Source organism: Pedobacter frigidisoli, from assembly GCF_004331675.1.
Classification (GTDB): Bacteria; Bacteroidota; Bacteroidia; order Sphingobacteriales; family Sphingobacteriaceae; genus Pedobacter; species Pedobacter frigidisoli.
Genome location: NZ_SJSN01000005.1, coordinates 67,525 through 94,275, shown reverse-complemented (window position 1 = coordinate 94,275; position 26,751 = coordinate 67,525). Strand labels below are relative to the sequence as shown.

The following is a 26,751-nucleotide window of genomic DNA, read 5'->3' as shown; positions in this document are numbered from 1 at the left end:
AAATCAATTATATTATGAAAATATTGCTTTATTTATTGCTTTTGTTTTCTTTTATTGAAACTTTCCCTCAGCAAAGCGATCGTTTTACGCTAAATGGAACCACAAACTTAAAGGATGGAGAAAAGATTTCTTTTAGGTATAATGGGGTTAATGACTCTACGACTGTGTTAAATGGTCAATTCTATTTTAATGGACCATTAGAGGAGCCTACTTTTGCCGTGCTCATTCATAGGGAAACCAACTTAATGGAAGGTCCTAAATCAATTAGATTTTTTATCGAGCCTACTCAAATGAAAATAGCAGCTTTAGATGGGCAATTCATCAAAGCAAGAATTTCGGGGTCTGAAATACAAAAAACTTTGGAGGAACTTCGATTAAAAGAAGCTATAGATAAGGTAGATGACGCCCTATCTTATTGGGAAAAGGAAATCAGAAAACAAGGTGATTCGGAATTATCAAAAGCAAAGGTAGATTCTTTGCGTAAACAAAAATCGATTATTATTAATTCCGCCGAGAAACTTCAACTAGATTATGTTAGGCATTCCCCTGAATCATATCTTAGTCCTTATTTACTATTTGCGGGAAAATTATCCCTTGATTCAATGAGGTTTTTTTACAACAGTTTTTCTCCTTTGGTGAAAAATAGTGTTTGGGGAAGGGTAGTTCATAAAAATTTAGGCTATGCCGATTTAAGTAAGGTTGGGCAACCTGCGGTTAATTTTTCGGCGAAATTATTAGATGGGTCTGTATTAAATTTATCATCGTTTAAGGATAACAAATATGTTTTGCTCGATTTCTGGGGCACTTGGTGTGTGAAATGCAGAAAATTAAGCCCAGATTTGATCGAAATCTATAGAAAACTAAATGCTAAGGGATTAGAAATCATCAGTATTGCAAGCGATCGTGATGTTAAGGTCTGGAAAAAAGTAATTGGTGTTGATCAAACAGGTTTGTGGAAACATATGTTACTTAAAGATGCTATTTTTGATCACCCTGCCGACGATCTTATCAACCAATACAGCATATCCGGTTATCCCACTTTCATCTTGATTGATAAAGAAGGAAAAATTGCGGGGCGTTATGATGGGGCTGGAGATGAATTTCATGTAGACTTGAAAAATAAGCTAAAAGAAATTTTTGAATAAGATCGTCCTTGTAAATTGATCAGATCAAAGCTTATTATTTCTTACTTTTGCAGCGCAAATCAAAAAAACATATGCTTCAAATCCAGCAAAATATTTCGCTCAAACCTTACAACTCATTCGGTATCGATGTTAAAGCAAGCCATTTCGCAGAAATATTTAATGAAGATGATTTGAAAGAATTATTTGAAAGCGATTTAATAACTACGCAAAAAATTTTAATCATTGGCGGTGGGAGCAATGTGCTTTTCACGCAAGATTATCAAGGTTTGGTAATCAAAATCAGTATTAAAGGAATCGAATTTTCCAATGAAGGCGAAAATATTCTCGTAACTGCTGGAGCTGGAGTGGTTTGGAATGATTTTGTAAATTACTGCGTTGAACACGGTTTTGCGGGTGTAGAAAATTTAAGTTTAATTCCTGGGACGGTTGGCGCATCACCCATCCAAAACATTGGTGCTTATGGTGTAGAGCTTAAAGATGTTTTTGACAGTTGCACGGCATTCGAAATCAAGACTGGAGAAATCAAAACATTTAATTTTAGTGATTGCCATTTCGGTTATCGTGAAAGTATTTTTAAGAGTGACTTAAAAGGACAATACATTATTACATCAGTCACTTTTATCTTATCAGCTCAGCCAAAAATAAATACCTCTTACGGCGCCATAGAAACAGAACTGCAAAAAAGAGGGATTGAAACCCCAAATATTGCCGATGTTTCTGCGGCCGTATCGCACATTAGGGTAAGTAAGCTTCCAGATCCATCAACCATTGGCAATGCTGGTAGTTTCTTTAAAAACCCTGTAATTGATAAACATGAATTTGCCGATGTTGTAGCCAACCATCCCGATGTAGTGCATTACCCAACTGCCGACGATAAAATTAAACTCGCAGCAGGTTGGCTAATTGAACAATGTGGTTGGAAAGGCAAAGTTGTGGGCGAAACTGGAACCTGGAAAAACCAAGCATTGGTTTTGGTTAATCATGGAAATGCAACAGGTAAAGAAGTTTTTAATTTTTCTGCACAGATTATAGACAGTGTGAAGTCTACTTTTGGAGTCACTTTAGAACGTGAGGTAAATATTCTGTGACGAAACCTTGTGCCTGCGTAATTCTACGCAATTGGCATCGTGCCAAAAATTTTTGGTACTAAGTTTGTTTAGGTTTAGGCGAATGAACATCAATTCATTTGTTTTTTAATCTTACCTAAAGCTACACGTCATGACAAAATTTGAATTCAACCATTTGGTTAACCATCACTCGGTATCACTTAGATCTTACGCTTTAAATTTTACCAAAGACGCAGAAGACGCAAATGATCTTGTTCAAGATACGATGTTGAAAGCGATTACTTATTACAACAAATTCAAAGAAGGTACAAACTTGAAAGGTTGGTTATTTACCATTATGAAAAATACCTTTATCAATAATTACCGCCGTTTAGTAAAAACAAATACTTTAATTACACAAAGTGAAGATATTTCTTCCGCAAATCTTTCTTTTAGTGCGACTAAAAATCAAGCTGAAAGTAAATTTGTACTTGGCGATATTGATAAAGCACTAGCACAATTACCAGAAGAATATTACGTGCCATTTATTCGCTATTTTGAAGGTTATAAATACCATGAAATTGCAGATATGTTGCAAATTCCAATCGGAACTGTTAAAACCCGTATCCACGTTGCGAGGGGAATACTTAAAAAATACCTTAAAACATATTCGAAAGATATTGCTGTTGCAGAAACGGCATAAAAAATACCCAATGAAAAGCATAAGGCTCAGATTTGTCTGGGCCTTTTTTATGATCTTATTTTTTAGAGGATCAATTACAGCATTGCATCGGTTGGCTTCGGCCCCGCTTTTCCTCCTGCCGATCGTTCGGCAGGGCATCAGCATCCGTTCAATCGGGTCTATTTAACTTTGGCAAATCACAGAACATATTCATAATTAGCAATCTTAATGTGCCTTGATTTGTAAAGTAGTTTAAGATCCTTCTTTTAAAGCAAACAAGACTTACTTAAAATCTCCGAAAATCATTTTGATCTGCGGGAAATAAAAGGTTTAATTTGGGACTAAGATCAGGTTACTGGCAAGTAAAGGATTCGAGCCCTTGAGTCTTGAGCAAAAGCTAATCACAAAAAGAAAAAAGCTTGTAAAAAGCAAAAGGCCTGGAAACTACCGGGCCTTCTTGCTTATCATATATTTGGTTAGTTGATTCTTATTTTTGCTTTCAACAATTCGCCTTCTCACTTATTTCGAAACAAATGCAAACCCCGAACAATTATGCGTTTTAAGGTTGTTTTGCACTGTTTTTGTTTTGTGGTTATAAAGATAAGGGAAATTTTAAATTTGTCAAGCTTTTTTTAACTTTTTTTTTATTTCTTTTGCTACTACCTGTCCTGAGATGATTGCAGGCGGCACACCAGGTCCTGGAACAGTTAATTGGCCAGCAAAAAAAAGATTCGAAACCTTACTCTTCATCCTTGGTTTTAAAAAAGCGGTCTGTTTCAAAGTGTTAGCTAATCCATAAGCGTTACCTTTAAAGGCATGATAATCGGCTACAAAATCATTCATAGCATAACTTCTTTTAAATAAAATGCTGTCGCTAATATCGTTTCCAGTTAAATCTTTAAAGCGATTGACCAATAAGTTGAAGTATTCTTCCCTTTTGGTTTCGCTATCTTTCAATCCAGGTGCAATCGGAATTAAAAAGAAAAGATTTTCGCAGCCGTCTGGTGCAACACTAGCATCTGTAACCGACGGACAACAAGCATAGAACAGAGGTTTTGCTGGCCATTTGGCATCAGTATAGATTTCTTCGGCGTGTTCGTCGAAATTTTCATCGAAGAATAAGTTATGGTGCAGAATGTTATTTAGTTTTTTATTTAAGCCAATATAAAAAAGCAGGCAAGATGGGGCCATGGTTCTACTTTCCCAATATTTTTCATCATAATTTCTATATTCTTGATCTAAAAGATGTTGGTCTATGTGGTGATAATCGGCATTGCCAACAACAAAATCAGTTTTGTAAGCTCCTTTATCGGTGATTACTTCCTCCGCCAGGTTATTTTTAACCTCTATCTTATTCACTTCGGTATTGAATATAAACTTCACGCCTTGTTCTTCAGCAATTTTTTGCATAGCCGAAACAATTTTATGCATCCCGCCGATTGGATACCAAGTGCCCAAGACTAAATCGGCATAATTCATTAAACTATACAAAGCTGGCGTATTCTGTGGCGTGGCGCCCAAAAACAAAACCGGGAATTCTAACAGTTTTCTCAGTTTCTCATTTTTGAATAGTTTGTGTACATGTTTTCGCATGTTCCCGAGTAACTGCAATTTAATTCCGCTAATCGCCAGTCGCGGGTCGAAATATTCCATAACACTATGCGATGGCTTGAAAACATACTCATTCATTCCTACATCGTACTTGTATTTCGCTTGGTTTAAAAAGGATTCTAAGTTTTTCGTGCTACCGGGTTCTAGTTCTTCAAAAAGTTGGTATAAATCTTCAAGCGTTGCCGGAACATCTATGGTGTCCTCTTTTCCGAAGTAAATTCTGTAAGATGGGTTTAATCTTTTTAGCTCGTAAAAATCGGAAGTGGTTTTTCCAAAAAGTTGGTAATAGTTTTCGAAAACATCAGGCATCCAGTACCAGCTTGGGCCCATATCGAATAAAAAACCATCTTTTTCCCAGGTTCTGGCACGGCCACCAGCCATTTCATTTTTTTCTAGAACAGTAACCTCGCAGCCATCCTTAGCCAGCAAGGCAGCTGCAGATAATCCTGCGAAACCAGCACCAATAACCGTAATTTTAGGTTTTTTATCCATTGTGTAAATAAAGCGAATTTTGATGATTTTGTTTGTGAGAATTTGTGTACAACCAATATCAAAATTTATCACCCCTTTGCCCTTTCTAAAATTGGAGGGAAGCTGTTAGTGCTGAGGGCAGTTTTCAGGTTTTATAATAGTTCTGTAGGTTAAACCCAGCGACTTTAAATGGTGCAGAAATTTTCAAAATGCTTGTCAAACTCCACTCCTTATCTTCAAGGAAAGAGTTGGGAGTAGTTTTAATCGGGTCATGGTTGGTCTCGTTCATTTGATTATGCAATTTTTCAAGAAATACTGACTTCTAAGGACAGCGCCTAAGAATCATACAAAACCAATTCCCTTTTCTTACCTTTACGCCAACACATGATTAAACTACGATTTTTATTTCTTCTACTTTTTGCTACAGTCCAAATTTGCAGCGCTCAACTATCGCCTAAAGAGATTTCTGTTCTAAAAACAGATTTGATCAAGGCAGTCGAAAACTCAAAGCTTACAGATTCTATTTACGATAAACTTAATAAGTTGCCAAACAAGAATGCGCTAGTTACCGCTTATTGTGGTACGCTAGAAGCCTTAAAAGCAAAGCACTCATGGAATCCATACAATAAAATTAAGTATGTAAAGGTTTCTTTAAAAACCATGCAGAAAGCAATTAACATGGATAAGGAAAATATGGAAATACGTTTTATGCGGTTTTCGATAGAGCATTTTACCCCAGGGTTTTTGGGTTTCAGCAAAGATTTGACCGTTGATAGAAAGGAAATTGTAAAGCATTACCAAAACAATAACTTTGTTGTTGCCGATAAAGAACTCATTAAAAATGTTGCCAAGTTTATGATAGAGAGCAAGCGTTGCACCGCCGAAGAAATTAAAATTTTAAAGAAGTTTAGCTAAAATGAACTATACCTATCTGCTCATCAATATTGCCGTAATTTTCTTCCCCTTAGTTTTATCTTTCGATAAAAAGGTACATTTCTTTAGTAAATGGAAATTTGTTTTGCCAGCTATTTTCATCACTGGTGGTTTTTTCCTCATCTGGGATTTGCTCTTTGTTAAACTAAACGTTTGGTCCTTCAATCCCGATTATATTTTGGGATTAAAGTTTTTAGGATTGCCGTTGGAAGAGATTCTATTCTTCTTAACCGTTCCTTATGCCTGTATTTTTATTTACGAATGTTTGAACGCATACTTCCCTAAAGATAGTTTACAGAAGTATAGTTTCTCGGTAAGTAATTTGTTATTGGGCCTGTGTATCGCCATGCTTTTTTTAGGCTATAACCGATGGTACACCGTCATTAATTTCGGTTTTTTGTTTTTGGTTCTGGGTTATGTAGAATATGCAAACATCGAATTTAGGTTTATGTATAAGTTCTATAGAGCTTACGTGGTTGCGCTAATTCCTTTTTATATTGTTAATGGTTTTCTAACCGCAATACCCGTTGTAATGTATAATAACAATGAAAATTTGGGCTTTCGGGTAGGAAGTATTCCTTTCGAAGACCATTTTTATTTAATGGGCTTGCTATTGCTGAATGTTTATCTGTATGAGTTTTTTAAAAATAGGGTTGCGATAAAAACAAAAGTTGCATAGTTTTTTGAAAATGAACGGCCTGTGGTTCTTGGAGGTTTTCAGTCCTGCCATTTGCTGTAGCCCAGCAGAAAAGCTGGGGCTGCCGCGACTGTCAGGTTTATGAACATCGTTTCTGTACCCTGCAAATCCCAAAAATGAGAAACAATTTTTGCCATTTAGCCCCGATTGTAGCGAAAAAGTAGCATCAGCCCTCGCAGCTGATTAGCAAGTAAAAAGTAATTAGTTTGCAATCACATTGCGCTCCAAAAAATAGAAAATTTAAATAATGGATTTACCAAGTTACACCAAACAGCAGCTTGCCTTACGCAACGGACAGGATAAACCGCAAATTTGGGTGGCCTACAAGGGTTTTATTTATGATATGACCGAAAGCCGCTTATGGCGAAACGGCAAACATTATGAGCATTGGGCGGGGCAAGATTTGACCGACGAATTGCCCGATGCACCACACACCGAAGCTGTTTTTGAAAAGTTCGAGCCAATAGGGAAAATAAAATAGCCGCTAATTCATTGATTAAAAATAATAATCTGCGAATTAGCGGCTAAATTTAGAACTGAAAACTTCTTATTGTAATTGATTAGAGTTCAATATTAAAAGCGCTTAAGCTAACAAACTCCTGAATTCTTCCTGCAACCTCTTCATCAGTTAAGTTTAATAATTTCTCTGTTCCGAATTTTTCTACGCAGAAAGAAGCTAAAGCCGAACCGTAAATAATAGCGTTTTTCATGTTGTTGAAGTTGATGGTTCCAACTTTGGCAAGATAACCAATAAAACCACCAGCAAAAGTATCACCGGCACCAGTTGGATCGAACACTTCTGCTAAAGGCAAAGCAGGAGCAGAGAAAATCTGATCTTCGTGAAACAACAATGCACCATGTTCACCTTTTTTAATGATCAAGTATTTTGGTCCCATTCCTAGGATTTTCTTCGCTGCCTTAACTAAGGAATACTCTCCCGAAAGTTGACGAGCTTCAGCATCGTTAATGGTTAAAACATCCACCATTTTAATGGTTTCCAATAAATCATCCATCATAATGTCCATCCAGAAATTCATGGTATCCATTACGATTAATTTTGGGCGATTTTTAAGGCGTTTAATAACCGTTTGTTGTACTTGAGGTGTAAGGTTCCCCAACATCAAGTACTCACAATCTTGGTAGCTTTCTGGGATAATCGGGTCGAAGTTCTCCAATACATTTAATTCTGTTACTAAGGTATCGCGACTGTTCATGTCGTTGTGGTATTTTCCCGACCAGAAAAATGATTTTTCTCCTGCTTTAATCTGTAGTCCTTCGGTATCAATTCCGTGTGCTGTAAAAATATCAATGTCTGCTTGTTGGAAATCATCACCTACAACTGCAACAATTTTTGCTTTATTGTAGAAGTAAGAAGCGGCTAAACTTGCGTAGGTTGCAGCGCCACCAACAATTTTATCCGTTTTTCCGAATGGAGTTTCAATAGCATCAAAAGCTACAGTACCTATGATTATCAGGCTCATATATTTTAATTTGAATTTTTTTAAAAATTTTTCACTGCAAATATTGCATAAATAATTTAAAAGCCCTAATATTGCATTCCCAAAACGAACAAGGGTATATGTACTGCAAAGCACAAACAACCTCGTTTTAGGAAACGACCAGTACTCCTTCTTAGCTCAGCTGGTTAGAGCATCTGACTGTTAATCAGAGGGTCGCTGGTTCGAGCCCAGCAGAGGGAGCAAAAATCCTCACAGTAATGTGGGGATTTTTTATGATACGAATACCAAATGATTTTGGTAAGTTTATAAAAACCAGGATAAATATTCCTTCTTAGCTCAGCTGGTTAGAGCATCTGACTGTTAATCAGAGGGTCGCTGGTTCGAGCCCAGCAGAGGGAGCCATAATGGGCAAGCACGGTAAAACGGTCGCTTGCCCTTTTTTTTTGCCCATCATTTACTATTATTTGTAAGATATGCGCAAACAGGAAACTCACCCTAATGGTTTGAAATTTCATTTATAATGCTGTACACTTCCTGAAGCTATCCCTTATATTATTGATATTTTACTTTACGGAAACTTAGCTTATATTTAAAGTTGAAGATTTGTGTTTCGATTTCCTACCTTAACGGAGAGCTATAACACGTTATTGAAATCAAAACCTATGGATATATTAAAACAGCTATTAATTATTTCAATTCTCTACCTGGTTAGTATGCCTACCAAAGCTCAAGATGCTATAAAAAAACGTGGTAGAGATCTAGGAATTCCTTTTGATGGAATTCCCGGAAAATATAACGCCATTACTGATGTACCTGGAATTGAAGTTGGCTATAACACGCTTATTAGTGGCTCCGGAAATAAAGCGGCCAGAACCGGAGTTACTGTTATCTTACCCAAAGGTAAAACAGATAAGAGTTACCCCGCAGCATGGTTTTCTCTTAATGGTGATGGCGAAATGACCGGACTACCTTACATCGAAGATTATGGCAAAGGGAATGGCCCTATTGCCATCACGAATACAAATAGTGTGGGCGTTGTTCGTGATGCGGTGGGAGAATGGAGCGTTAAGAAATTTTCGAATAATAATCAGGATGATTTTTCTTTTGGCTTACCTGTGGTTGCAGAAACCTGGGATGGAATGTTGAATGATATCAATGGATTCCATGTCAAAAAAGAGCATGTATGGCAGGCTTTAGATAACGCATCTAACAAACAAATAAAAGAGGGAAATGTGGGTGGCGGAACTGGTATGATTTGCTATTGGTTTAAAGGAGGAAGTGGAACAGCCTCGAGGATATTCACCATAGATTCTGTTCAATATACTTTGGGTGTATTTGTGCAAGCAAACTTTGGGATAAGGAAAGACTTAGTCGTTTCAGGAGTTCCGGTAGGTAAGGAAATTCAAGACTTAATGCCCATTGAGAATAAGGTTGACCGAAAAGATGGATCAATCATAGTAATTGTAGCAACCGATGCCCCACTACTACCAGGAACATTAAAATTAGTAGCAAAGAGAGTTACGCATGGAATTGCCAGAACAGGATCCATTTCCAGTAATGGCTCTGGTGAAATTTTTTTAGCGTTAAGTACAGCATCCCCTACTTACAATAGTAAACACTCAGAAGAAACCTGGAATGTAATTTCAAAATGGAGTCTTGACCCGATATTTAGAGCAACCGTTGAAGCCACAGAGGAGGCAATTGTAAATGCGTTGTTAGCTGCTGAAGATATGGAAGGTAAAAACGGGAATAAGGTGTTCGCTTTACCTCAAAACCGTTTACAACAAATTCTTAAAAAGTATAACCGATAGCCCAGCCAATATTTGTTTGTTGTTATAAATCAACCCAATATTTTTGGTTCATGCGCCTCGCTAAGTCGTTGGTTGGTAATTATGAGCAGATCCCAACGCTCAAATCCGTGCTGTTTTATAAAGTCATTTTGCCCATAGCCTATCAGCTTTCTAAACTTATTCTCACTAGATGCAATTAACCTACATTCTTATCAGGTGGCTGAAAGTTCATCTAGATAAACTTAATAAATGCATAATATAGTTTTAAGTGGCCTTGGCAACGAATTTGAGGTGTTACTGCTTATTTACCGTACTTTTAAAAAATCTTATCACCACCGCACTTGCTTCTGATGGGTAAGTATGTCCGCCAGGATGCACATATAATACAACAGGCGTTTCAGTTGTTGAAAAATATAGTGTGGCATATTGGGCATACGCTTTTCCTTGATTATTGCAAGCGTTGATTTTTAAAATCCGCTGGCACATTGCCCTTTGCCATTCTGGTTTAACCAAGGGATCTTGCTCACCCATAATGTGCATAGCAGGTTTAGGTTTTAATAAATGTACAACTTTACCGCCTACGGCAGCTGATGGTGCAAAGGATGCAAATACATCACCTCTGGTGGCCCAAAGTAAGTAGGTAAATCCGCCCCCATTTGAATGGCCTGTTGCATAAATTCTTTTATTATCAACCATACAGTCCTGTCGGAGTGTTTTCAGCATGGCGTCAAAAAATAATAAGTCTCTATCTTTCATATCGCCAGGTGTTTTTTGCCATCCAGGCAATTTGCCTTGCGGGTCTGTCAGCTGCCCTGGGGTATTAAGGCCTTGCGGGCAAATAACAATGGCTTCGGGCCAAAGCTTCTCGAAACCTCGGCTTCTGAACATGTTTCCCATCGTTCCGCCATGCCCATGAAAAACAAAAATAATTGGCGTTGCTTTTGTCTTCGCTGTAGTGGGGATGTAAATCATGGCTTCTCTCGACGTATCTCCAACAACCCAGTGCATCACTTTAACAGGCGCAACCAATGCTTGAGCATAAACGTTGACTATTGAAACGATCATCAATATTCCTAGGAATAAAAAAGATTTAATGAATGCGTTTGAGAAGGGTTTCTTAAGCATAACTTTAAGACGAAAGATTACATCTTTGGTTTAATTCGCTGATTTAAGAATTTGCAAGTACATTTTCTTCACAAAAACATCAATCATTTTTCATGGAAACATCAATTTTACTATATTGGTAAGTGGAATAAGCCATAAGGCAGAACAATAAAATCACAGTTTAAGAAATGAGTAGTAATAAAATAGCATTATCATCCGTAGAAAAGCAAGAACTAATAAACCTTTTGAAAGCTCGATTCGAGAAAAATATGGATCGGCATAACGGACTCGAATGGATTAGTGTAGAAGCAAAGCTGAAGAATAATTCCGAAAAATTATGGTCATTAAATGAAATGGAAAAAACTGGAGGCGAGCCAGATGTTATCGGATATGAAAAAGGTACAGATGAATATGTTTTTTTCGATTGCTCGGCTGAAAGCCCTAAAAATCGCAGAAGTATTTGTTACGATCAAAAAGCATTGGATTCAAGAAAAGAAAATAAGCCAGCCAATAGCGCAATAAATATGGCTACAGAAATGGGCATCGATATTTTAAATGAGGAACAATATCGTGCTTTACAACTATTAGGTAAATTTGATACTAAAACATCTAGTTGGATCAAAACTCCTGATGAAATAAGAAACCATGGCGGTGCCATTTTTGCCGATTACCGCTACGGTAACATATTTATTTACCATAATGGTGCAGAATCTTATTATGCAGCGAGAGGGTTTCGTGGGGCATTGAGCGTATAGCTTGCACTGATACAAGTATAGGAATACGGTTTATAACAACTTTTCATAACAATAAAAACGTAAGCCCGGTCGTTTGGCTAGGCCAATTTCTCCACTAAATTCGTAACCAAGCTTGGGGAATAGTGCCCTAGTAGCCAAGTTTTCGCTATTGGTATCTACTCTTAATATCTTGATGCCTTTATTTTTGGCCACAATTTCTGCTTGTTCCATTAATGCTCTTGCAATACCCATTCCTCGGCAATCTGGATCTACCGCTAATCGGTGTGTTACAATTGCTTCATCGTTAATTTCCCAACCTGCATCAGCATACTCTGGATCTTGATCTTTGGTAATTGCTGAGACGCCAGCAACATCACCATTAATTTCTGCAACCCATAATTGACCAATTTCAATATCCTCTGCAAATACTCCAGGATTTGGATAATCATTTCCCCACTGGAAATTTCCTGCGGCTTGCATTAAGGGAACAACCTTTTTTACCAATTGCATAATCTTTGGTATATCCGCTTCTACAGCAAGTCTAATCTTCATTTCGCAAAGATAAAATAATGAATCATTCAAATTGATTGGACATTTGTAAAAATTGCTCCAAACTAAAAAATCACTTGCAAATAATTTGATTGCTTTTTTTAACCATAACACTAAACAAAATTTAAAACTTCTTGATCTACACTATATTGTTAATTCTACAAGTGTTGATATCGCTAATTCATTATTAAAACTGATATTTGTAGATCACGTATATCCGAATGAAACCTTATCTCCAGCTTTTCGATTTCTCAAAAAAAATTAATTATAAGATAGAAATCCTTGCAGGGCTAACAGTTGCAATGACAATGATTCCTGAGTCTTTGTCATTTGCGATTCTAGCGGGCTTTCCTCCTTTAACCGGTTTATATGCTGCGTTTATAATGGGCCTTATTACTGCTATTCTTGGCGGAAGACCTGGTTTGGTTTCGGGTGGGGCAGGGGCAACTGTAATTGTACTAATTGCTTTAATGAAAAGCAACGGAATAGAATATGTTTTCGCAGCGGTGGCGCTTGCGGGAGTAATACAAATTGGTGTAGGGCTTTTTAAACTTGGAAAATTTGTAAGACTAGTTCCTCAGCCTGTTATGTTCGGTTTTGTAAACGGATTAGCGATCATTATTTTTATGTCGCAATTGGAGCAGTTCAAGACCGTTGTAAACGGAAAGGTGGAATGGTTAACAGGAATGCCTTTATATGTGATGATGGGTTTAGCTGCACTCACCGTTTTAATTGTGATTTTTCTGCCTAAAATTACTAAGGCAGTTCCAGCTTCACTTGTTGCAATAATTGTTGTTTTCTTAGTTGTTCTAGGTTTTGGTATAGATACTAAGTTGGTGAGCGATATTTCTTCGGTAAAAGGTGGGTTTCCTCCGTTTCATATTCCCAAAATCCCCATTAATCTTGAGACCATAAGAATCATTATTCCATACTCAATAATTATGGCCGGCGTAGGCTTAACCGAAGGGTTATTAACACTTAATTTAGTTGATGAAATTACCGACACAAAGGGAAACCGAAATAAAGAAAGTATTGCACAGGGAATAGCCAATATTACTAATGGATTTTTTACTGGAATGGGAGGTTGCCCAATGATTGCCCAAACGCTCGTTAATTTATCTGCTGGTGCACGTGCTCGATTATCAGGCGTAGTCGCCGCCATTACAATTCTTATAATCATTTTGGTAGGTGCGCCAGTTATCGATCGTTTACCCATGGCTGCACTTGCTGGTGTTATGATGATGGTTGCAATAGGCACCTTTGAGTGGATGAGCTTTAGGGTAATTAATAAAATGCCTAAACAAGATATAGTAATAGGGATTTTGGTGGCTGTTATTACGGTTTGGCTACACAACCTTGCATTGGCGGTATTAGTAGGGGTAATTATTTCTGCTTTAGTATATGCATGGGAAAGTTCGAAAAGAATAATGGTAAGGGAAGAAACAATTGATGGAATAAAAGTTTATCAAATTTTCGGTCCTTTATTTTTCGGGTCAGTAGCCAATTTTAATGAATTATTCGATGTAAAAAACGATCCTAAGCTTGTCGTGTTGGATTTTAAGGATAGTCGTGTTTACGATATGTCAGGGATCGACGCCTTAAATAAACTTACGGAAAGCTATAGTAATCAAAATAAAACCCTTCAGTTAAGACATTTAAGCAATGACTGTAAACGTTTGTTAAAAAATGCTGATGCAATTATTGATGTTAACATCATCGAGGATCCAATCTATCGTGTTGCTACCGAAAAGTAACCTTAATCCAAATATAACCTTGAGGAATAAGCTTGTATGACTAGCTACCTACTTTTTAATCAGTAGAATTTACCAATTTATAATCGTTAATTTAACAGTTATAAATGCGTAATGATTTTCTTTTAGGTAAAACGTTTAACTAGATCTGGGTTTGCTTAACATAAAACGACTTAAATTATTGCACTTCAGCATAAAAAGTACATTTAAATGTTATAATTGGGTATTTCATTTTGGCAAAATAAAACTTAATACATTAAATTAAAATTTATAATAACCTTTATTATTTATCATTTTAATAATTTTATTAATTATTTGTGATATTTTTAATAAAAATTAAATTTTGTAATTAAAACGTTTTACTATTATATATATTTGATTTAACCAAATTAACTAATTATGAGATTGAACAACTACTACAACCAATGTACCTATCTTTTTAAGTCAGGACATATCTTGCTGCTTCCAAAAAAATAAATTTTAAGAATCATTTTTTTACCAATTAAAGATCCATTAACTATGCGATACTTATGGGTGTGCCTTGCACTTTTTGCGCTGCTTTCATTAAACGTTTTATCAAGCTTTGCGGCAAGTACTGGGCTTAACACAAGTCTAACAAATAATTATTCTCTCTTTCAGGATACAACTAAGGTAAAGTTTGTAACCCCAAAAGATTCTTTGAGAAAAGATAGTCTAGACCGACTTAAACTGAAAACAATTTACGATAAATTGTCTGGTGGTGTATTAAAGGATACAAAGGATTTATCTCTTTTTCCAGCCATTTCACTACAACAAAACTTAAAGGGCAATTATGCTGGGTTATATGTTCAGGAGCCATCAGGCGAACCTGGCTCAATCCAGAATATGTTCTTAAGAGGTGCGCCGATGCCGCTATTGTCTAAAAAGGATGTTTATTCTTCTCAACCACTGGTTGTTTTAGATGGTATCCCTATGGTTGGCGAGCACCCATTTGCCTTTGATATCCAGCAATACGATTTCAATAGAATTGGCCCTGCAACTAATTTACTTGCGGGTATCGATATTAATAACATCGCATCTATCGAAGTATTAAAAGATCTTGCAAGTGTTGCAGAATACGGGCCACGTGGAGTTAATGGTGTTATTGTATTAAAATCAAAATCTGCTGAGGGAGTTGCCCGCAGCATTAGTTTTAATTCTTACATCGGAATGGTACAAAAACCAACGGTTAACACTATCAATGGGAGATATGAAAATGAATTTAGACAAAGGTTCTACGATATTTATACCACAAATGGTAGATATTCTGATGATGAGATTTACCCTGTTTATTTAAGCGACTCGCTAAACAATGTTTATAGTGGTAAATCTGATTGGACAGATCTTTATTATAAGAACGCCCTTATTTATGGTGTTAACTTAGGCTTGAGTGGTGGTTCTGATAGAGCAAGTTTTAGGTTTTCATTAGGAAACACCAAAAGTGAAGGCGTAGCAGATGGAACTGGTTTAGATCGCTACAGTGCAATGTTCAATATTAATATGAGACCGGTTAAGTGGTTATTATTCTCAGCTATGATTAATGGTAACAGGATAAACCGTACCAGAAACCGAAGCTTAAGAGATCGATTTGCTCAGCTAAATTATTTTCCTGATTTAAGTGCTCCATTAGCACCAAATAAGGATTACTATGCTAGTTATTTAAATGAATATGACAAAGGTTTTGATGATAATAAAACAAATACTATTCAGGGCTTCGCAAAGTTAATAGCAACTTTTGGCAAGTTTAAGGCTGTTTCATCTTTCAATGTAGATTATAATGAAGGTTATAGAGATATTTTCTATGCGAGAACATTGCTGCAAGGAAATAGTTATGCATCAAACTACTATGGCTTTAATCAAAGGTTGATGATGGATAACAAATTAACCTATGATTTTAAACTTCAAACTGTTCACGATTTTCATGTAGAATTAGGCCAATCCATGATGTGGGATATTTACAAGTATAACAACGCTTATGCTTATAGAGGTGCTAATGATTATATCAAGATCAATTTATTAGAATCTGACCCGCTTAATGGAAACTATTTGAATCCATTGGCATTTCCTAAGGAACTAACCTATCGTTTCTTAGATAAGACAGCTGATAATCTTTTGTCATTCTACGGAAAGGCAAATTATTCTTACAACGATAAATATTTCTTATCAGGAACATTGCGCTTAGATGGATCATCAAATGCACAACCTACTAAACGCTGGTTTTATTCACCAGTACTATCTGCAGCGTGGAACATCAAAAATGAGTTATTAAAAGATACAAGATCTGTAGATGATTTAGTTCTTCGTGCAAGTGTTGGAAGATTAGGCCGTACATTCACTTATGATAACTATGCTCAAGGTCCGCAATATACGGCCTCAGTTGGTTATACAGGTAACTTAACGGTTCCAGGTTATAATGCAATCGGTGTACTTACCAGACCTTATTCCTTTGGATGGGTAGGCTATGATGTTCCTTGGTCTTATTCAGATCAGCTAAACGTAGGAGCTGATGTTTCTATGTTAAAAAACCGCTTACACGTATCAGTAGATTTCTATACTAAAGCAGAAAAAAATCAATTGATCAATATTCCAGCCTATGCAGAATACGGCTACAAACAATCTATAGAGAGTGGCTTGGATATGACAAATACGGGTGTAGATCTTTCAATCAGCGCTCAAATTATTGCTAAAAGTAAATTCTCTTGGAATTCAGCCTTGAACTTAAATCATAACACCAACAAATTAAAAGCGCTACCTAGGGGCTTAGATCAAATTATTATTGGTAACCGATTCTTAAAAGTTGGCCAACCGGTAGATCAATATTGGTTATTGGAGAATGAAGGTATTTACACAGCAAATAGTCAAGTTCCAGTAGTGAACGGACAACCACTTAAATACAATGGTACGCCATTAAAAGCCGGAGACCCGATTTGGAAGGATCAAAACGGTGATAATATTATTGATGAGAAAGACAAAGTGTTAAAGGGCCATTCAATGCCGCTTTTAGCAGGTGGTTTCGATAACTCATTCAAATACGGCAATTGGAGCCTAGGTACAACTTTATACTTCAACCTCGGTAGAAAGATAATTAACCAAGATATGGCGAATCGTTTCGACTTCGTTAATCGTGAAGGAAATACCGATGTCACTTCAGTTAAAGAAATTACTTTCTGGGAAAAAAGAGGTGATTATACCAAATATCCGCTATACAATCCATGGAGTACTGTGATTCCATACCGTGTTGATCAAGATTTATTCTTAGAAAATGGGTCATTCCTAAAACTAAGATCTGTATCTGTTGGCTATGATTTAGGTAATGTATTGAAGAAGAAAAATATAAAGATTAATAAATTCTTTATTTATGGCTCGGTTAACAATGTGTTCGTAATTACGCCTTACACCGGTCAGGATCCTGAACTTGTTAGTTACGATGGTATTGATACAGGCTACGGCCAGCCAATACCAAGAACTTATACATTGGGTGTTAAAATGGAATTATAATGGAAAAAAGTACTAACAAAACATCAACAATGATGAGAAATATATTATACACATTCCTGCTTGCTGTAATTGTACTGTCTAGTTGCAACAAAGCATTGGAAACAGATTCTACTCGAGTTGTGGGGGAGAAGAACATGTGGAATACCGTAGAAGATTCACGTGCAGGTATTATGGGTGTTTACGCATTAACTCGTGCTGCACTATCTGATAACAACGGACACTGGATTTATGGAGATGTAAGGACAGCAGAATTTGTAAGTCCAAAAAGACAGGATTTAAAAGCGGTGATTAGCAATAATTTAAATGCATCTTATCCTGTTATAGAATCATTATCAGATTGGACCAGGTTTTATGCAATTATTAACGGTGCGAATGTTTTCTTAGAGAATGTTGCGCATGTAAAGGCCAACGATAAACGCTATTCAGATAACAACATGACCGTTGATATTGCTCAAGCTAGATTTTTAAGGGCTTTTGCTTATTTCTACATGGTGCGCATTTGGGGTGATGTTCCATTTGTGATCTCTTCGAACGAGGGTGTTTTTGAAAATAAGCCGCGTGAGAGCCAAGCGAAGGTATTAGCTTGGGTGGAGTCGGAAATGTTAAGGGCTTCAGCGGATCTTCCATACATATACAGTGATGGCGATATCCAGCAACCCAGTAATTATTACAATGAAGATCGGGTTCGTTGGGGCGGGGCGCTTGCCACAAAAGTTACGGCCTATGCTGTTTTAGCACATGTTGCTGCATGGAACGGAGATTATTCCAATGTGGCCAAGTATGCAAAATTTGTGGAAGACAACTATGGCAGAAGTGGGGGTGGTTATACATCGGTAACAGATCTAAGCAATTCTAATGGTTTTTTCTACAATAAAAATACCAGACAAATGTTTGGTTTTAACTCTGATTACGGTCATATCGATGGCTCATCAACAGGTCACTTAGAGGAGCTTACTTTAGCGGAACCAGTTATCACGAAATCAATACCTGATATCTATCTGCCAAAGGATTCGATCTTAAAGTACTTCAATTTGACCAAAGATGAGCGATTCTCGGTGGATACATTAGGACAATCAAGATTTGAACGATATTTTACCAACCTAAATGGTAAGTATCCAATCTTTAGCAAAATTAAAGTTATACAAGGTGGTGGTACTGATCCAAACTTCAGGTATTTTACCAGTGCCCTAATATTTACCAGATTAGAAGATATTGTGTTGTTACGTGCTGAAGCGCTTTCCGTTTTAGGAGACCAAATTGGTGCTTTAAATGAACTTAACAATGTCATTTCTAGAAGACGTACAGCTGGGGAAGCTTCACCTTACACTACTACAGATGATGTTCTTAAGGTTATTTTCGAAGAAAGACATCGTGAGTTAATGGGCGAAGGACAACGATGGTACGATTTAATTCGTTTTAATAAAATTAGACAAAACGATGCCAAATTCAATGCTTTAATCAGTTCTGGTGGTATATACTGGCCAATATCTCGTAAGCTTTTATCTCAAAATAATTTATTAACTCAGAATCCTTACTGGCGCTAAATCATACATATATGAAAAAATTAATCAAATATATGGGAGCGATAACAATGCTGTTGTCACTCACCTTAATGTATTCTGCTTGTAAAAAAAATGGTGGCTATTATGATGCTTCTGAAGAGGCAACGCCTTTTGCGGGAAATACATACGAATACTTAAAAAGCAAGCCAGGTATTTACGATTCGCTAATTGTAGCGATTGATAGAATGGGTTTGAAACAAACATTAATGGATAGTAGCGTTACGTTGTTCGCTGTTACCAACCCAAGTTTCCAATTGGCTTTAAGAAACTTAAATACGCTTAGAAGACAATCAGATAAGGATCCATTATTCTTATCCAATATTGACGGAATTCAACTAGATACAATGGTATCGTATTATATCATTCGTGGTAAAAAACCAACTGATTCCTTAAAACTTCAGGATGGGCTTAATTTGGCCAGTGTTAAAATTGGTTATCCTATGCATGCAAAATCAACCAAGGGATCTGCTTCTGGAGAGGTAGGTGCTGGCCCGGAGGTTATCGAATTTAGCAATACCAAAAAAAGCAAATTTATTAGAAACTGGGCTACCAGTACAACTGCTTCTAATAATATCAAAACTAAAAACGGTATTGTACATGTGATAAGTCCTGATCATATTTTTGGCTTCGATGGTTTTGTTACCCGGTTAACCTTTGTTCCACCTCCACCAAATTTAATGGTTACGGTAGGTGGTACATTCTCAGCCAATCGAGAAAATGGTGGTGGACCAACAAGTGGCGAAAACTCTAAAAAAGTAATAGATGGTGATGACCATACCAAGTTTTTATGTGATTTACAGGGCTTTTTAACCATGCAGTTCAAACTCAAGACGCCAGAGGTTTCATCAGTATACACCTTAATTTCGGCAAATGATGCCCAAGAACGAGATCCAAAAGCTTGGACATATGAAGCATCAAATGATGGCCTAAATTGGACTGAACTACATCGTGTAAACAATTTCTTTTTCGAGGAAAGATATCAGCAAAAAGTTTTTAGGTGTACAAATACAGTAGCATACCAATACTACCGCATAAATATCACTGAGTTAAGAAGTGGAGGTACTTTCCAGCTTGCAGAATGGACAATAAATAAAACGAAATAAGCGATGGAATACGGAAAAAATAAAAGAGAAAAACTTATGAAATCAATTATAAAAAAGGAGTTTGTATTTATCTTATTTGCACTGGCATTATTCAGTGGTTGCAAAAAGCTTTACGATTTACCAGAAGAAAAGGATTATTTAAGTAATAATGTAAATTTCGATAATAAAGTGCTAGAACCTATAATCGGCAGAAATAATTTGATAGGCGGGTTTAACGGAGATAACTCCACGCAACCTATTACCTTCGAAATTATAAATGCAAGGTTTGGAGATGGAAAGCCGGTTACCGATATATTTCAGAAAGTACCCACTTACGTTTGGACTGCACCTTACACAGGGTTTGAAACCAGTCTGGCAGAAATTGAGGCAAAAAGAAAGATTGAGGAGCATCAATTATTCGAAATGCGCTCATCTGGTCAATTTATTCTATGGGCTTCATCTACTAACCAACTGATAAAACCAAGACCAATTGACAGTACAAACTTCTCTCAAGACACTAGGTTTTTCGATGTTAAAGTTAAAAACACAGGTGGTGAAAGATTAATTAAGGATTTTCAGATCAGGCCATGGAGAGAGCGCCCGTATGAGCCAGCAGACGATGTTAATCTTTACACAGGAGGGCCTGCGCCCGATCCTAACAATCCACTTGATAAGCGTTTTAAGAACTACATCAGGCCTTATATGGGTAATGTAATTGGGGTTGCTTCAAATATTGACTTGAATGATAAGGGTAAGAATCAAAAAGAAAATAATTTGGTAGTCTACATACGTCCATTTAGTGGAGGCAATGGACATACACTTAGGATTAAAGCACTTAATAAGGATTCGGTTGAGATCAATCCAGCATTTTTTAATGAAACCGTTTGGGATAAAATGATCCATGGTTTTAACATGCAAAAGACTGATAAGTATGTTCAGTATGACGTGGCGTATCCTATTCCATTAGTAGAAGTACCAACATTTTATGCCAAGGGTGGATCTAGAGCTAAAGCCGAACTCAGTTATTCGAGAGGTGCTTTTGGTGGTGGTCGCACGGTAGCCAACTTCGGTGTTGATTTCGCCATTTACAAGGCAGGAGACTGGGAAATTGTGTTTCACTTTAGAAAAGAAAATCCAAAATTTGCCAGCGAGTAGGTGACATTTAAAGCTATTATTATGAGAAGAAATATACTTTTTTATGCATTACTTATTGTATGTATAATTTGTGGCACAAGTGCTTACTCGCAAGATAAATTTATTATTGTGAATGGTACCGTTGTGGATAAAGAATCTAAACAAGGGGTTCCAGGGGTTTCGGTAATACTGGAGCAAACGAATAAGGGGCTAACTCAAACCAATGGTAAAGGACAGTTTTCTGTTAATGTGCCAATTGGTGGAACACTGCTTTTTAAGTTTTTGGGTTTTACAACTCAAAGAGTCAAAATTACTGGGGCAACCAATATCAATGTAACCATTAGTGAAGATCGAACAGCTTTAGATGAGGTAATTATTGTAGCCTATCAAAAAAGAAGCAAGGAAACAACAACAGGATCTTCGGTATTGATACAGGCAAAAGATGTTCAGGATATCCCAGTTTCCAATGTAGAACAGCTTTTGCAAGGAAAGGTGCCGGGCTTAAATATCCAGAATAATACTGGTGCCCCGGGTTTTAGGGGTTCTGTACAAGTTCGGGGTTTATCTAGCTTAAGCATTTCAGGAAGCGGTAACGAATCATTTTTGCAACCAACCTCACCATTGTATATTATTGATGGTGTGCCTTTAGATGCTGATAAAGCAGCTGAATTCGGTTTTCAAACACAAGGACCAGGCGTAAGTCCGCTTTCATTAATCCCGCAGGAGGATATTGAAAATATTCAGATTTTAAAGGATGCTCAGGCAACTTCAATGTATGGGTCCAGAGGTGCTTACGGTGTAATCATCATTACCACTAAAAGAGGTAACTCTAAAATTCCAAGAATTAGATATGTAACCAATGCTTTCGTAAATGCACCGCCAAAACTCCGGGAAACCTTAGGTGGTAATTCAGAAAGACAATTAAAAATTCAACAGATTATCCTAAATGCGCAAAACGTTAACGATATCAGAGCGATCTCTAATACGCCATTCTTGGCCGATAGTTTAAACGCTTATTGGAACAACTCAACCGATTGGCAGAGTGTTTTTTATCAAACTACTTATAACCAAAGTCATAATTTGGCTCTAGATGGTGGCGATCCAAAATTCAACTATAAAGCCAATGTTGGTTACTATACCGAAAAGGGGGTAATTAAAAATACAGGTTACGATCGCTATAACTTGAACATGAACATGGAATTCAAGCCGAATGAAAAGTTTAGGTTCTTTGGTTTCATAAATGGTTCGGTAGGTAAGCAAAATAAGGGTAATGGTGTAGGGCTCTTACAATCTGGCGTTGCAGCAAATGGTCAGGCATCTACATTATTGCCTCCGCCATCTTTCTATCAAGCATCAGGTGGTGTTTTATCTGCACTACAAACCTTAAATGACAATAATTCTCGAAACTTAAGAACAAATGTTGAAGCACGTTATGAGGTTATACCTGGTTTAGCTGTATCCTCAACAGTAAGTTATGACTATACATCTGATACGGAAAGTACCTTTACGCCTGCTGCGGCCAACGGGCAGTTTGCAAAGGTTTATGATTATGTTGGTAGAAATTACCAGTTATATAATCGTAATGGTATTACTTATGCAAAAACGTTTGGCGAAAAACATAACTTGTTCATAAATACCTTTAACGAGATTTACAAACAAGGAGCGCAGGCAGGAATTACACGTCAGGAGAGAACACCTAACGATCAGTTACAAGGTCCGGTAGGTTACGATGCCTACAATTCAAGAGGAGGTGGTGTATTAGGAAATTACCGAAATGCTACCATTGCATCTTTTGCAGGTTCACTTTCTTACGATTATGATAAAAAGTATGTAGCAGAATTCTCGTATCGTTTAGATGGTACGTCATCAAGCGGATTAGAAAATCCATACTCTAAAAACCCATCCGTAGGTTTAAGATGGAACTTTAACAAAGAGAATTGGCTGGTTGATATGAAATGGTTATCATATGGTAGCTTAAGGTTAACTTGGGGACAAAACATTGTTCCAACCGGTAATCTACAGAGTATTTATGGTATTTATAACCTAAACGGAAATTTCAACAATAACCCAACGATAGGTATTAACTATGATCTTGTTCCAAATCCAAATTTAAAACCAACAACAACTTCTCAATATAACCTAGGGTTTGATTTAGGTTTATTTAATGAAAGAATTTCACTAAACTTCGATACCTATTATAAAAAAGTAGATAACTTGTTGTTTGATAGATTTTTATCGAATAGTACTGGTTTTAATAAATTGGCAAGTAACGATTTAGGTATTGCAAATTACGGTACGGAATTAATGATTACCGTTAGACCAGTAGTGAGTAAGGACTTGGATATTTCATTCTCTGTAAATGGCGCAATTAACCGCGATGTGTTGTTAAAGTTACCAGCCGAATACAACGGTCAGTACATCAGATTTGATACCTCTCCCTATTTGCAGCACAACGTTTATCGCGTTGGTAGAAATACTTTATCAAACTATTTAAGAATTAATCAAGGTGTTTACAAAAACGATACTGATGTTCCGACAGACCCTGTTACTGGTAGAAGATACCAAGCTAATGGTCAGTTCTTTTTAGGTGGCGACCCTATTATGAAAGACGTCAATGGAGATTACATACTTGATGGTCGTGATTACGAAGTTACAGGTAATTCGCAACCCTTGGTAACGGGTGGTTTATCAACCAACATTAGGTATAAAAACTGGGGGTTAAACTTATATGCAACCTATACTGCAGATAGAACAATTTTGAATAATGCTTTGGCTGACAGAATCGGAATCATGCGTGATCCATTCTCTTTAACATCCGTTGTCCCTTTAAACGATCTGGATATCTGGAGAGCACCTGGTGATGTTGCAAAGTACCCATATCCATATGATTACAAACGCTTCGACCAAATTCAACCATTAAGGGCCGATCAAACCCTTTGGCAGGAAAGCGGGACCTACTTAAAATTAAGTAATGTAACACTTTCTTACATGTTCGATAAAAAGTTTATTAAAAGATTTGGCTTAAATCAATTAAGAATTTATGCCTCAACAAATAACCTGATTACTTTCTCTAAGTACAGTGGACCTAACCCAGAAAACGTAACCACTCTGGGTAGAGATATTTCAACAGGCTATCCTGTGCCACGTACCTATAATATTGGTTTAAACTTAGAACTTAATACAGGCAACTAATAAATATTATTATGAAAAAAGTTATTATTTATACCATAGTTATTGCAGCATCATTTTGCCTGCCATCGTGCAAAAAGTTTTTGGATATTCAGCCTTTAGATAAATTAACTGGAAATAACTTCTTCCAATCTAAGGAAGATGTTGTTGCCAATATCTACAATCTATCGAGAATCGTTTTTGGTAAATTCAACGAAACACATTTCATTGGTGCCACCGGCGAATATCGTTCAGGAGAGGTTTTGTACGAAAGCTTATCTGACTTAGCACCAGCTCGTGAGTTTGTTGAGATTTTAGGGAAGAACAATATCCTTAATTTAATTTCTGGCGGCAGACCTTGGGATTTCTACAACTTTGGTAGAATAACCGATTGGACAGCATATTACCAAGCCATTCAAGGTGCAAATATTTTAATTTCGAAACTTGATGAAGGTGTTCCCGGGGTTTCAGAAACCGAAAAAAATTCTTTTAAGGCAGAAGCTGCATTTATCCGTTCATTAAGCTACTTTATTATGGTACGCTTATACGGAAATGTAGTGTACTATACCGACGCATTCCACTCTACTGCCCAGCCGAGAGAGAATTTCGTTTCGGTGCTAAACAAGTGCATTGCAGATTTAAAAACTTATAAGGGCTCAATTGCTTGGACATATACAGATCCATCGTTAAAAGGCGTGCGTGCAAGCAGAGGTGCCATTGTTGCATTAATGATGGAAATGAACATGTGGAATGCAGGTTTCGATCCGAACAATGCGAACAAGTATTATCAGGAAACGGCCGATTTAGGTAAAGAACTGATGGCCAGTGGCGCATTTAGGTTACTGCCGATAAATGAGTGGGCAACGGTAGTTAAGGGAAGATCAGATGAGAGCTTGTTCGAGTTTTATCGCAGTATCAACTATGGTGATGCAAATACGAATATTTCTCCTGTTGCAGATATGTTTTTGCATTACCCATATAAAAGGCCTGAATACACACACCGTGTAAGCTTTGCCTATTATAGAGGAGAATATATGCAAAAGATTTTTCAAGATGGGAGCGATAAAAGAATTACCACTTGGTTTAATGAGGATATTTTTGCCGATAATGGAAAATTTATGATGTTGAAATTTGCACAAAACTCTTTCTCAACTGGAGAAGAGGATGCCAACCCGGATAATACATTCATGATTTTCAGATACGGTGGCGAAGTTCTTTTGGCTGCGGAAGCACTTGCAAACCTGGGCCAAGATGACGAATCTATCAAATTAGTTAATTTAGTGAGAGACCGTGCCCAAGCCTCTAGATATTCTGGTGGTGGCGGCTCAGCGCTTAAGGATTTTATATTCTATGAAAGGTCTAGAGAACTTATCGGCGAAGGTCATCATTATTTCGATTTAGTGCGTACCAAAAGAATTCTAAGTAGCCAATGGACCTACAACGTACTGAGCTCTGATAAATTTAATCGAGGTGCTTGGACATGGCCATTAAGTGCTAATGCGCTAAACAACAATCCATTTATGGTATTGAACGAGTATTGGGTTAATGGTGGTAATTAATTTATTAACAAATTATATATGAAAAAGCTAGTTATTATATGTGCAGCACTTTTACTGATGCTAAATGCCTGTAAACGTGATGAATATTATATAGATGGAGGCAAGGCAAATCCTGATTATCAAGGCAATATGCTACAATACCTTCAAGCCAAAAAAGTGCCTTTCGATACTGTTGCTCAAATTGTAAAACTTGCAGGGATGGAACAACAGTTTAGTACGGAGGATTTTACTTTCTTTGCGTTTGATGATGATGTTGTGAAGAGAACAATCGGCAACATAAAAACTTTTGGATTAAACAACATGCTGTTTTACTCCGGTAGAGACACCGTCAAAACATTAGATCAGATCGATCCTGCAATTTGGAAAAAATACCTCCAACGTTATATGTTTAAAGGCATAAACCGCTTGAAAGATTATCCGCAGATTGATCTAGGTTTAAGAAGCGTGTACCCTGGCGCATTGTATTACGATTACAACAACAACGTGGCCAACATTGGTGTAAATTTTAATGATGCAAATGGCGTTAGATACATCGGTTATAGGCAATTGGTGCTTTCGTACATCCCCGATATATCAAAACCTAACGATAACTGGTTTTCTAATTTTATTTCATCGTCAGATATAAAGCCAACTAATGGGCTTGTTCACACCTTAAATTACAATGGTACATATATTGGTTTTAACATTAACGAGTTTTTCTCAGATGTTTATTTTACCGGCTTAAGGCCAAGTGTTTCCAAATAATTGGGTTTTAATA

Annotated in this window: 20 protein-coding genes and 2 tRNA genes; 18 read left to right on the top strand and 4 right to left on the bottom strand. The window is 36.9% G+C overall.

Annotated elements, in window-relative coordinates; all coding sequences use genetic code 11:
• Nucleotides 1-14: 14 nt before the first annotated feature.
• The 3 genes from EZ449_RS07510 to EZ449_RS07500 all read left to right on the top strand — a co-directional run bounded on the left by EZ449_RS07510 (nt 15) and on the right by EZ449_RS07500 (nt 2,894).
• Nucleotides 15-1,145: a TlpA disulfide reductase family protein gene (locus EZ449_RS07510; RefSeq protein ID WP_131557350.1), complete on the top strand. Its 1,131-nt coding sequence runs from the start codon at nt 15-17 to the stop codon at nt 1,143-1,145.
• A gap of 71 nt (nt 1,146-1,216) precedes the next feature.
• On the top strand, nt 1,217-2,233 hold the full coding sequence (gene murB, locus EZ449_RS07505) for a UDP-N-acetylmuramate dehydrogenase (RefSeq protein WP_131557349.1): 1,017 nt from the start codon (nt 1,217-1,219) through the stop codon (nt 2,231-2,233).
• Nucleotides 2,234-2,363: 130 nt separating this feature from the next.
• Nucleotides 2,364-2,894 carry an RNA polymerase sigma factor gene (locus EZ449_RS07500; RefSeq protein ID WP_131557348.1) on the top strand — a complete coding sequence of 177 codons (531 nt, stop codon included), beginning with the start codon at nt 2,364-2,366 and terminating at the stop codon, nt 2,892-2,894.
• A 600-nt stretch (nt 2,895-3,494) separates the two neighbouring features.
• Here the strand turns inward: EZ449_RS07500 and EZ449_RS07495 are convergent.
• Nucleotides 3,495-4,976 (bottom strand): phytoene desaturase family protein, encoded by a 1,482-nt coding sequence (locus EZ449_RS07495; protein ID WP_131557347.1) that lies wholly within the window; start codon nt 4,974-4,976, stop codon nt 3,495-3,497.
• Nucleotides 4,977-5,339: 363 nt separating this feature from the next.
• Between EZ449_RS07495 and EZ449_RS07490 the strand changes: the two genes are divergently transcribed.
• The 3 genes from EZ449_RS07490 to EZ449_RS07480 all read left to right on the top strand — a co-directional run bounded on the left by EZ449_RS07490 (nt 5,340) and on the right by EZ449_RS07480 (nt 7,066).
• The gene (locus EZ449_RS07490) at nt 5,340-5,870 is read left to right on the top strand and encodes a hypothetical protein (protein WP_131557346.1); all 531 of its coding nucleotides are present in this window, start codon (nt 5,340-5,342) and stop codon (nt 5,868-5,870) included.
• 1 nt (nt 5,871) lies between these two features.
• A complete protein-coding gene (locus EZ449_RS07485; RefSeq protein WP_131557345.1) occupies nt 5,872-6,567 on the top strand; it encodes a lycopene cyclase domain-containing protein in 696 nt (231 codons plus the stop codon).
• 265 nt (nt 6,568-6,832) lie between these two features.
• Complete coding sequence (locus tag EZ449_RS07480; protein ID WP_131557344.1) at nt 6,833-7,066, top strand: cytochrome b5 domain-containing protein; 234 nt, start codon at nt 6,833-6,835, stop codon at nt 7,064-7,066.
• A gap of 79 nt (nt 7,067-7,145) precedes the next feature.
• On the opposite strand, the gene EZ449_RS07475 is transcribed toward EZ449_RS07480, so the two are convergent.
• Complete coding sequence (locus tag EZ449_RS07475) at nt 7,146-8,066, bottom strand: PfkB family carbohydrate kinase (protein WP_131557343.1); 921 nt, start codon at nt 8,064-8,066, stop codon at nt 7,146-7,148.
• 145 nt (nt 8,067-8,211) lie between these two features.
• On the opposite strand from EZ449_RS07475, the gene EZ449_RS07470 reads away from it, so the two are divergent.
• The 3 genes from EZ449_RS07470 (at nt 8,212) to EZ449_RS07460 (ending at nt 9,856) form a co-directional block, all read left to right on the top strand.
• Nucleotides 8,212-8,285, top strand: a tRNA-Asn gene (locus tag EZ449_RS07470).
• Nucleotides 8,286-8,370: 85 nt separating this feature from the next.
• Nucleotides 8,371-8,447 (top strand) — tRNA-Asn (locus EZ449_RS07465).
• A gap of 260 nt (nt 8,448-8,707) precedes the next feature.
• Complete coding sequence (locus EZ449_RS07460; protein WP_131557342.1) at nt 8,708-9,856, top strand: DmpA family aminopeptidase; 1,149 nt, start codon at nt 8,708-8,710, stop codon at nt 9,854-9,856.
• Nucleotides 9,857-10,129: 273 nt separating this feature from the next.
• Here EZ449_RS07460 and EZ449_RS07455 read toward each other — a convergent pair whose 3' ends face one another.
• Nucleotides 10,130-10,900, bottom strand: a complete 771-nt coding sequence (locus tag EZ449_RS07455; protein ID WP_225872258.1) for an alpha/beta hydrolase family esterase — start codon at nt 10,898-10,900, stop codon at nt 10,130-10,132.
• A gap of 227 nt (nt 10,901-11,127) precedes the next feature.
• Here EZ449_RS07455 and EZ449_RS07450 point away from each other — a divergent pair, with 227 nt between their 5' ends.
• A complete protein-coding gene (locus EZ449_RS07450; RefSeq protein ID WP_131557340.1) occupies nt 11,128-11,694 on the top strand; it encodes a DUF4256 domain-containing protein in 567 nt (188 codons plus the stop codon).
• A 30-nt stretch (nt 11,695-11,724) separates the two neighbouring features.
• Here the strand turns inward: EZ449_RS07450 and EZ449_RS07445 are convergent, their stop codons facing one another.
• Nucleotides 11,725-12,225, bottom strand: coding sequence for a GNAT family N-acetyltransferase (locus tag EZ449_RS07445; protein ID WP_131557339.1), 501 nt, complete (start codon nt 12,223-12,225; stop codon nt 11,725-11,727).
• Nucleotides 12,226-12,443: 218 nt separating this feature from the next.
• Between EZ449_RS07445 and EZ449_RS07440 the strand changes: the two genes are divergently transcribed.
• The 8 genes from EZ449_RS07440 to EZ449_RS07405 all read left to right on the top strand — a co-directional run bounded on the left by EZ449_RS07440 (nt 12,444) and on the right by EZ449_RS07405 (nt 26,738).
• Nucleotides 12,444-13,976 carry a SulP family inorganic anion transporter gene (locus EZ449_RS07440; RefSeq protein ID WP_131557338.1) on the top strand — a complete coding sequence of 511 codons (1,533 nt, stop codon included), beginning with the start codon at nt 12,444-12,446 and terminating at the stop codon, nt 13,974-13,976.
• A 516-nt stretch (nt 13,977-14,492) separates the two neighbouring features.
• On the top strand, nt 14,493-17,489 hold the full coding sequence (locus EZ449_RS07435; RefSeq protein WP_131557337.1) for a SusC/RagA family TonB-linked outer membrane protein: 2,997 nt from the start codon (nt 14,493-14,495) through the stop codon (nt 17,487-17,489).
• A 29-nt stretch (nt 17,490-17,518) separates the two neighbouring features.
• Entirely contained in the window at nt 17,519-19,033 is a 1,515-nt protein-coding gene (locus EZ449_RS07430; protein WP_225872257.1) for a RagB/SusD family nutrient uptake outer membrane protein, read from the top strand.
• Between the two features lie 11 nt (nt 19,034-19,044).
• On the top strand, nt 19,045-20,154 hold the full coding sequence (locus tag EZ449_RS07425; RefSeq protein ID WP_131557335.1) for a discoidin domain-containing protein: 1,110 nt from the start codon (nt 19,045-19,047) through the stop codon (nt 20,152-20,154).
• Between the two features lie 36 nt (nt 20,155-20,190).
• Nucleotides 20,191-21,288, top strand: coding sequence for a DUF5007 domain-containing protein (locus tag EZ449_RS07420; protein WP_131557334.1), 1,098 nt, complete (start codon nt 20,191-20,193; stop codon nt 21,286-21,288).
• A gap of 21 nt (nt 21,289-21,309) precedes the next feature.
• Nucleotides 21,310-24,459 carry a SusC/RagA family TonB-linked outer membrane protein gene (locus tag EZ449_RS07415; RefSeq protein WP_131557333.1) on the top strand — a complete coding sequence of 1,050 codons (3,150 nt, stop codon included), beginning with the start codon at nt 21,310-21,312 and terminating at the stop codon, nt 24,457-24,459.
• 11 nt (nt 24,460-24,470) lie between these two features.
• The gene (locus EZ449_RS07410; RefSeq protein WP_131557332.1) at nt 24,471-25,994 is read left to right on the top strand and encodes a RagB/SusD family nutrient uptake outer membrane protein; all 1,524 of its coding nucleotides are present in this window, start codon (nt 24,471-24,473) and stop codon (nt 25,992-25,994) included.
• 18 nt (nt 25,995-26,012) lie between these two features.
• Nucleotides 26,013-26,738, top strand: a complete 726-nt coding sequence (locus tag EZ449_RS07405; protein WP_131557331.1) for a hypothetical protein — start codon at nt 26,013-26,015, stop codon at nt 26,736-26,738.
• Nucleotides 26,739-26,751 lie beyond the last annotated feature (13 nt).

What these genes read in the sequence shown, in the direction of transcription:
- EZ449_RS07510 (WP_131557350.1), top strand. Translation starts at nt 15, where the DNA reads ATGAAAATATTGCTTTATTTATTGCTTTTGTTTTCTTTTATTGAAACT.
- murB (WP_131557349.1), top strand. Translation starts at nt 1,217, where the DNA reads ATGCTTCAAATCCAGCAAAATATTTCGCTCAAACCTTACAACTCATTC.
- EZ449_RS07500 (WP_131557348.1), top strand. Translation starts at nt 2,364, where the DNA reads ATGACAAAATTTGAATTCAACCATTTGGTTAACCATCACTCGGTATCA.
- EZ449_RS07495 (WP_131557347.1), bottom strand. Translation starts at nt 4,976, where the DNA reads ATGGATAAAAAACCTAAAATTACGGTTATTGGTGCTGGTTTCGCAGGA.
- EZ449_RS07490 (WP_131557346.1), top strand. Translation starts at nt 5,340, where the DNA reads ATGATTAAACTACGATTTTTATTTCTTCTACTTTTTGCTACAGTCCAA.
- EZ449_RS07485 (WP_131557345.1), top strand. Translation starts at nt 5,872, where the DNA reads ATGAACTATACCTATCTGCTCATCAATATTGCCGTAATTTTCTTCCCC.
- EZ449_RS07480 (WP_131557344.1), top strand. Translation starts at nt 6,833, where the DNA reads ATGGATTTACCAAGTTACACCAAACAGCAGCTTGCCTTACGCAACGGA.
- EZ449_RS07475 (WP_131557343.1), bottom strand. Translation starts at nt 8,066, where the DNA reads ATGAGCCTGATAATCATAGGTACTGTAGCTTTTGATGCTATTGAAACT.
- EZ449_RS07460 (WP_131557342.1), top strand. Translation starts at nt 8,708, where the DNA reads ATGGATATATTAAAACAGCTATTAATTATTTCAATTCTCTACCTGGTT.
- EZ449_RS07455 (WP_225872258.1), bottom strand. Translation starts at nt 10,900, where the DNA reads ATGATCGTTTCAATAGTCAACGTTTATGCTCAAGCATTGGTTGCGCCT.
- EZ449_RS07450 (WP_131557340.1), top strand. Translation starts at nt 11,128, where the DNA reads ATGAGTAGTAATAAAATAGCATTATCATCCGTAGAAAAGCAAGAACTA.
- EZ449_RS07445 (WP_131557339.1), bottom strand. Translation starts at nt 12,225, where the DNA reads ATGAAGATTAGACTTGCTGTAGAAGCGGATATACCAAAGATTATGCAA.
- EZ449_RS07440 (WP_131557338.1), top strand. Translation starts at nt 12,444, where the DNA reads ATGAAACCTTATCTCCAGCTTTTCGATTTCTCAAAAAAAATTAATTAT.
- EZ449_RS07435 (WP_131557337.1), top strand. Translation starts at nt 14,493, where the DNA reads ATGCGATACTTATGGGTGTGCCTTGCACTTTTTGCGCTGCTTTCATTA.
- EZ449_RS07430 (WP_225872257.1), top strand. Translation starts at nt 17,519, where the DNA reads ATGATGAGAAATATATTATACACATTCCTGCTTGCTGTAATTGTACTG.
- EZ449_RS07425 (WP_131557335.1), top strand. Translation starts at nt 19,045, where the DNA reads ATGAAAAAATTAATCAAATATATGGGAGCGATAACAATGCTGTTGTCA.
- EZ449_RS07420 (WP_131557334.1), top strand. Translation starts at nt 20,191, where the DNA reads ATGAAATCAATTATAAAAAAGGAGTTTGTATTTATCTTATTTGCACTG.
- EZ449_RS07415 (WP_131557333.1), top strand. Translation starts at nt 21,310, where the DNA reads ATGAGAAGAAATATACTTTTTTATGCATTACTTATTGTATGTATAATT.
- EZ449_RS07410 (WP_131557332.1), top strand. Translation starts at nt 24,471, where the DNA reads ATGAAAAAAGTTATTATTTATACCATAGTTATTGCAGCATCATTTTGC.
- EZ449_RS07405 (WP_131557331.1), top strand. Translation starts at nt 26,013, where the DNA reads ATGAAAAAGCTAGTTATTATATGTGCAGCACTTTTACTGATGCTAAAT.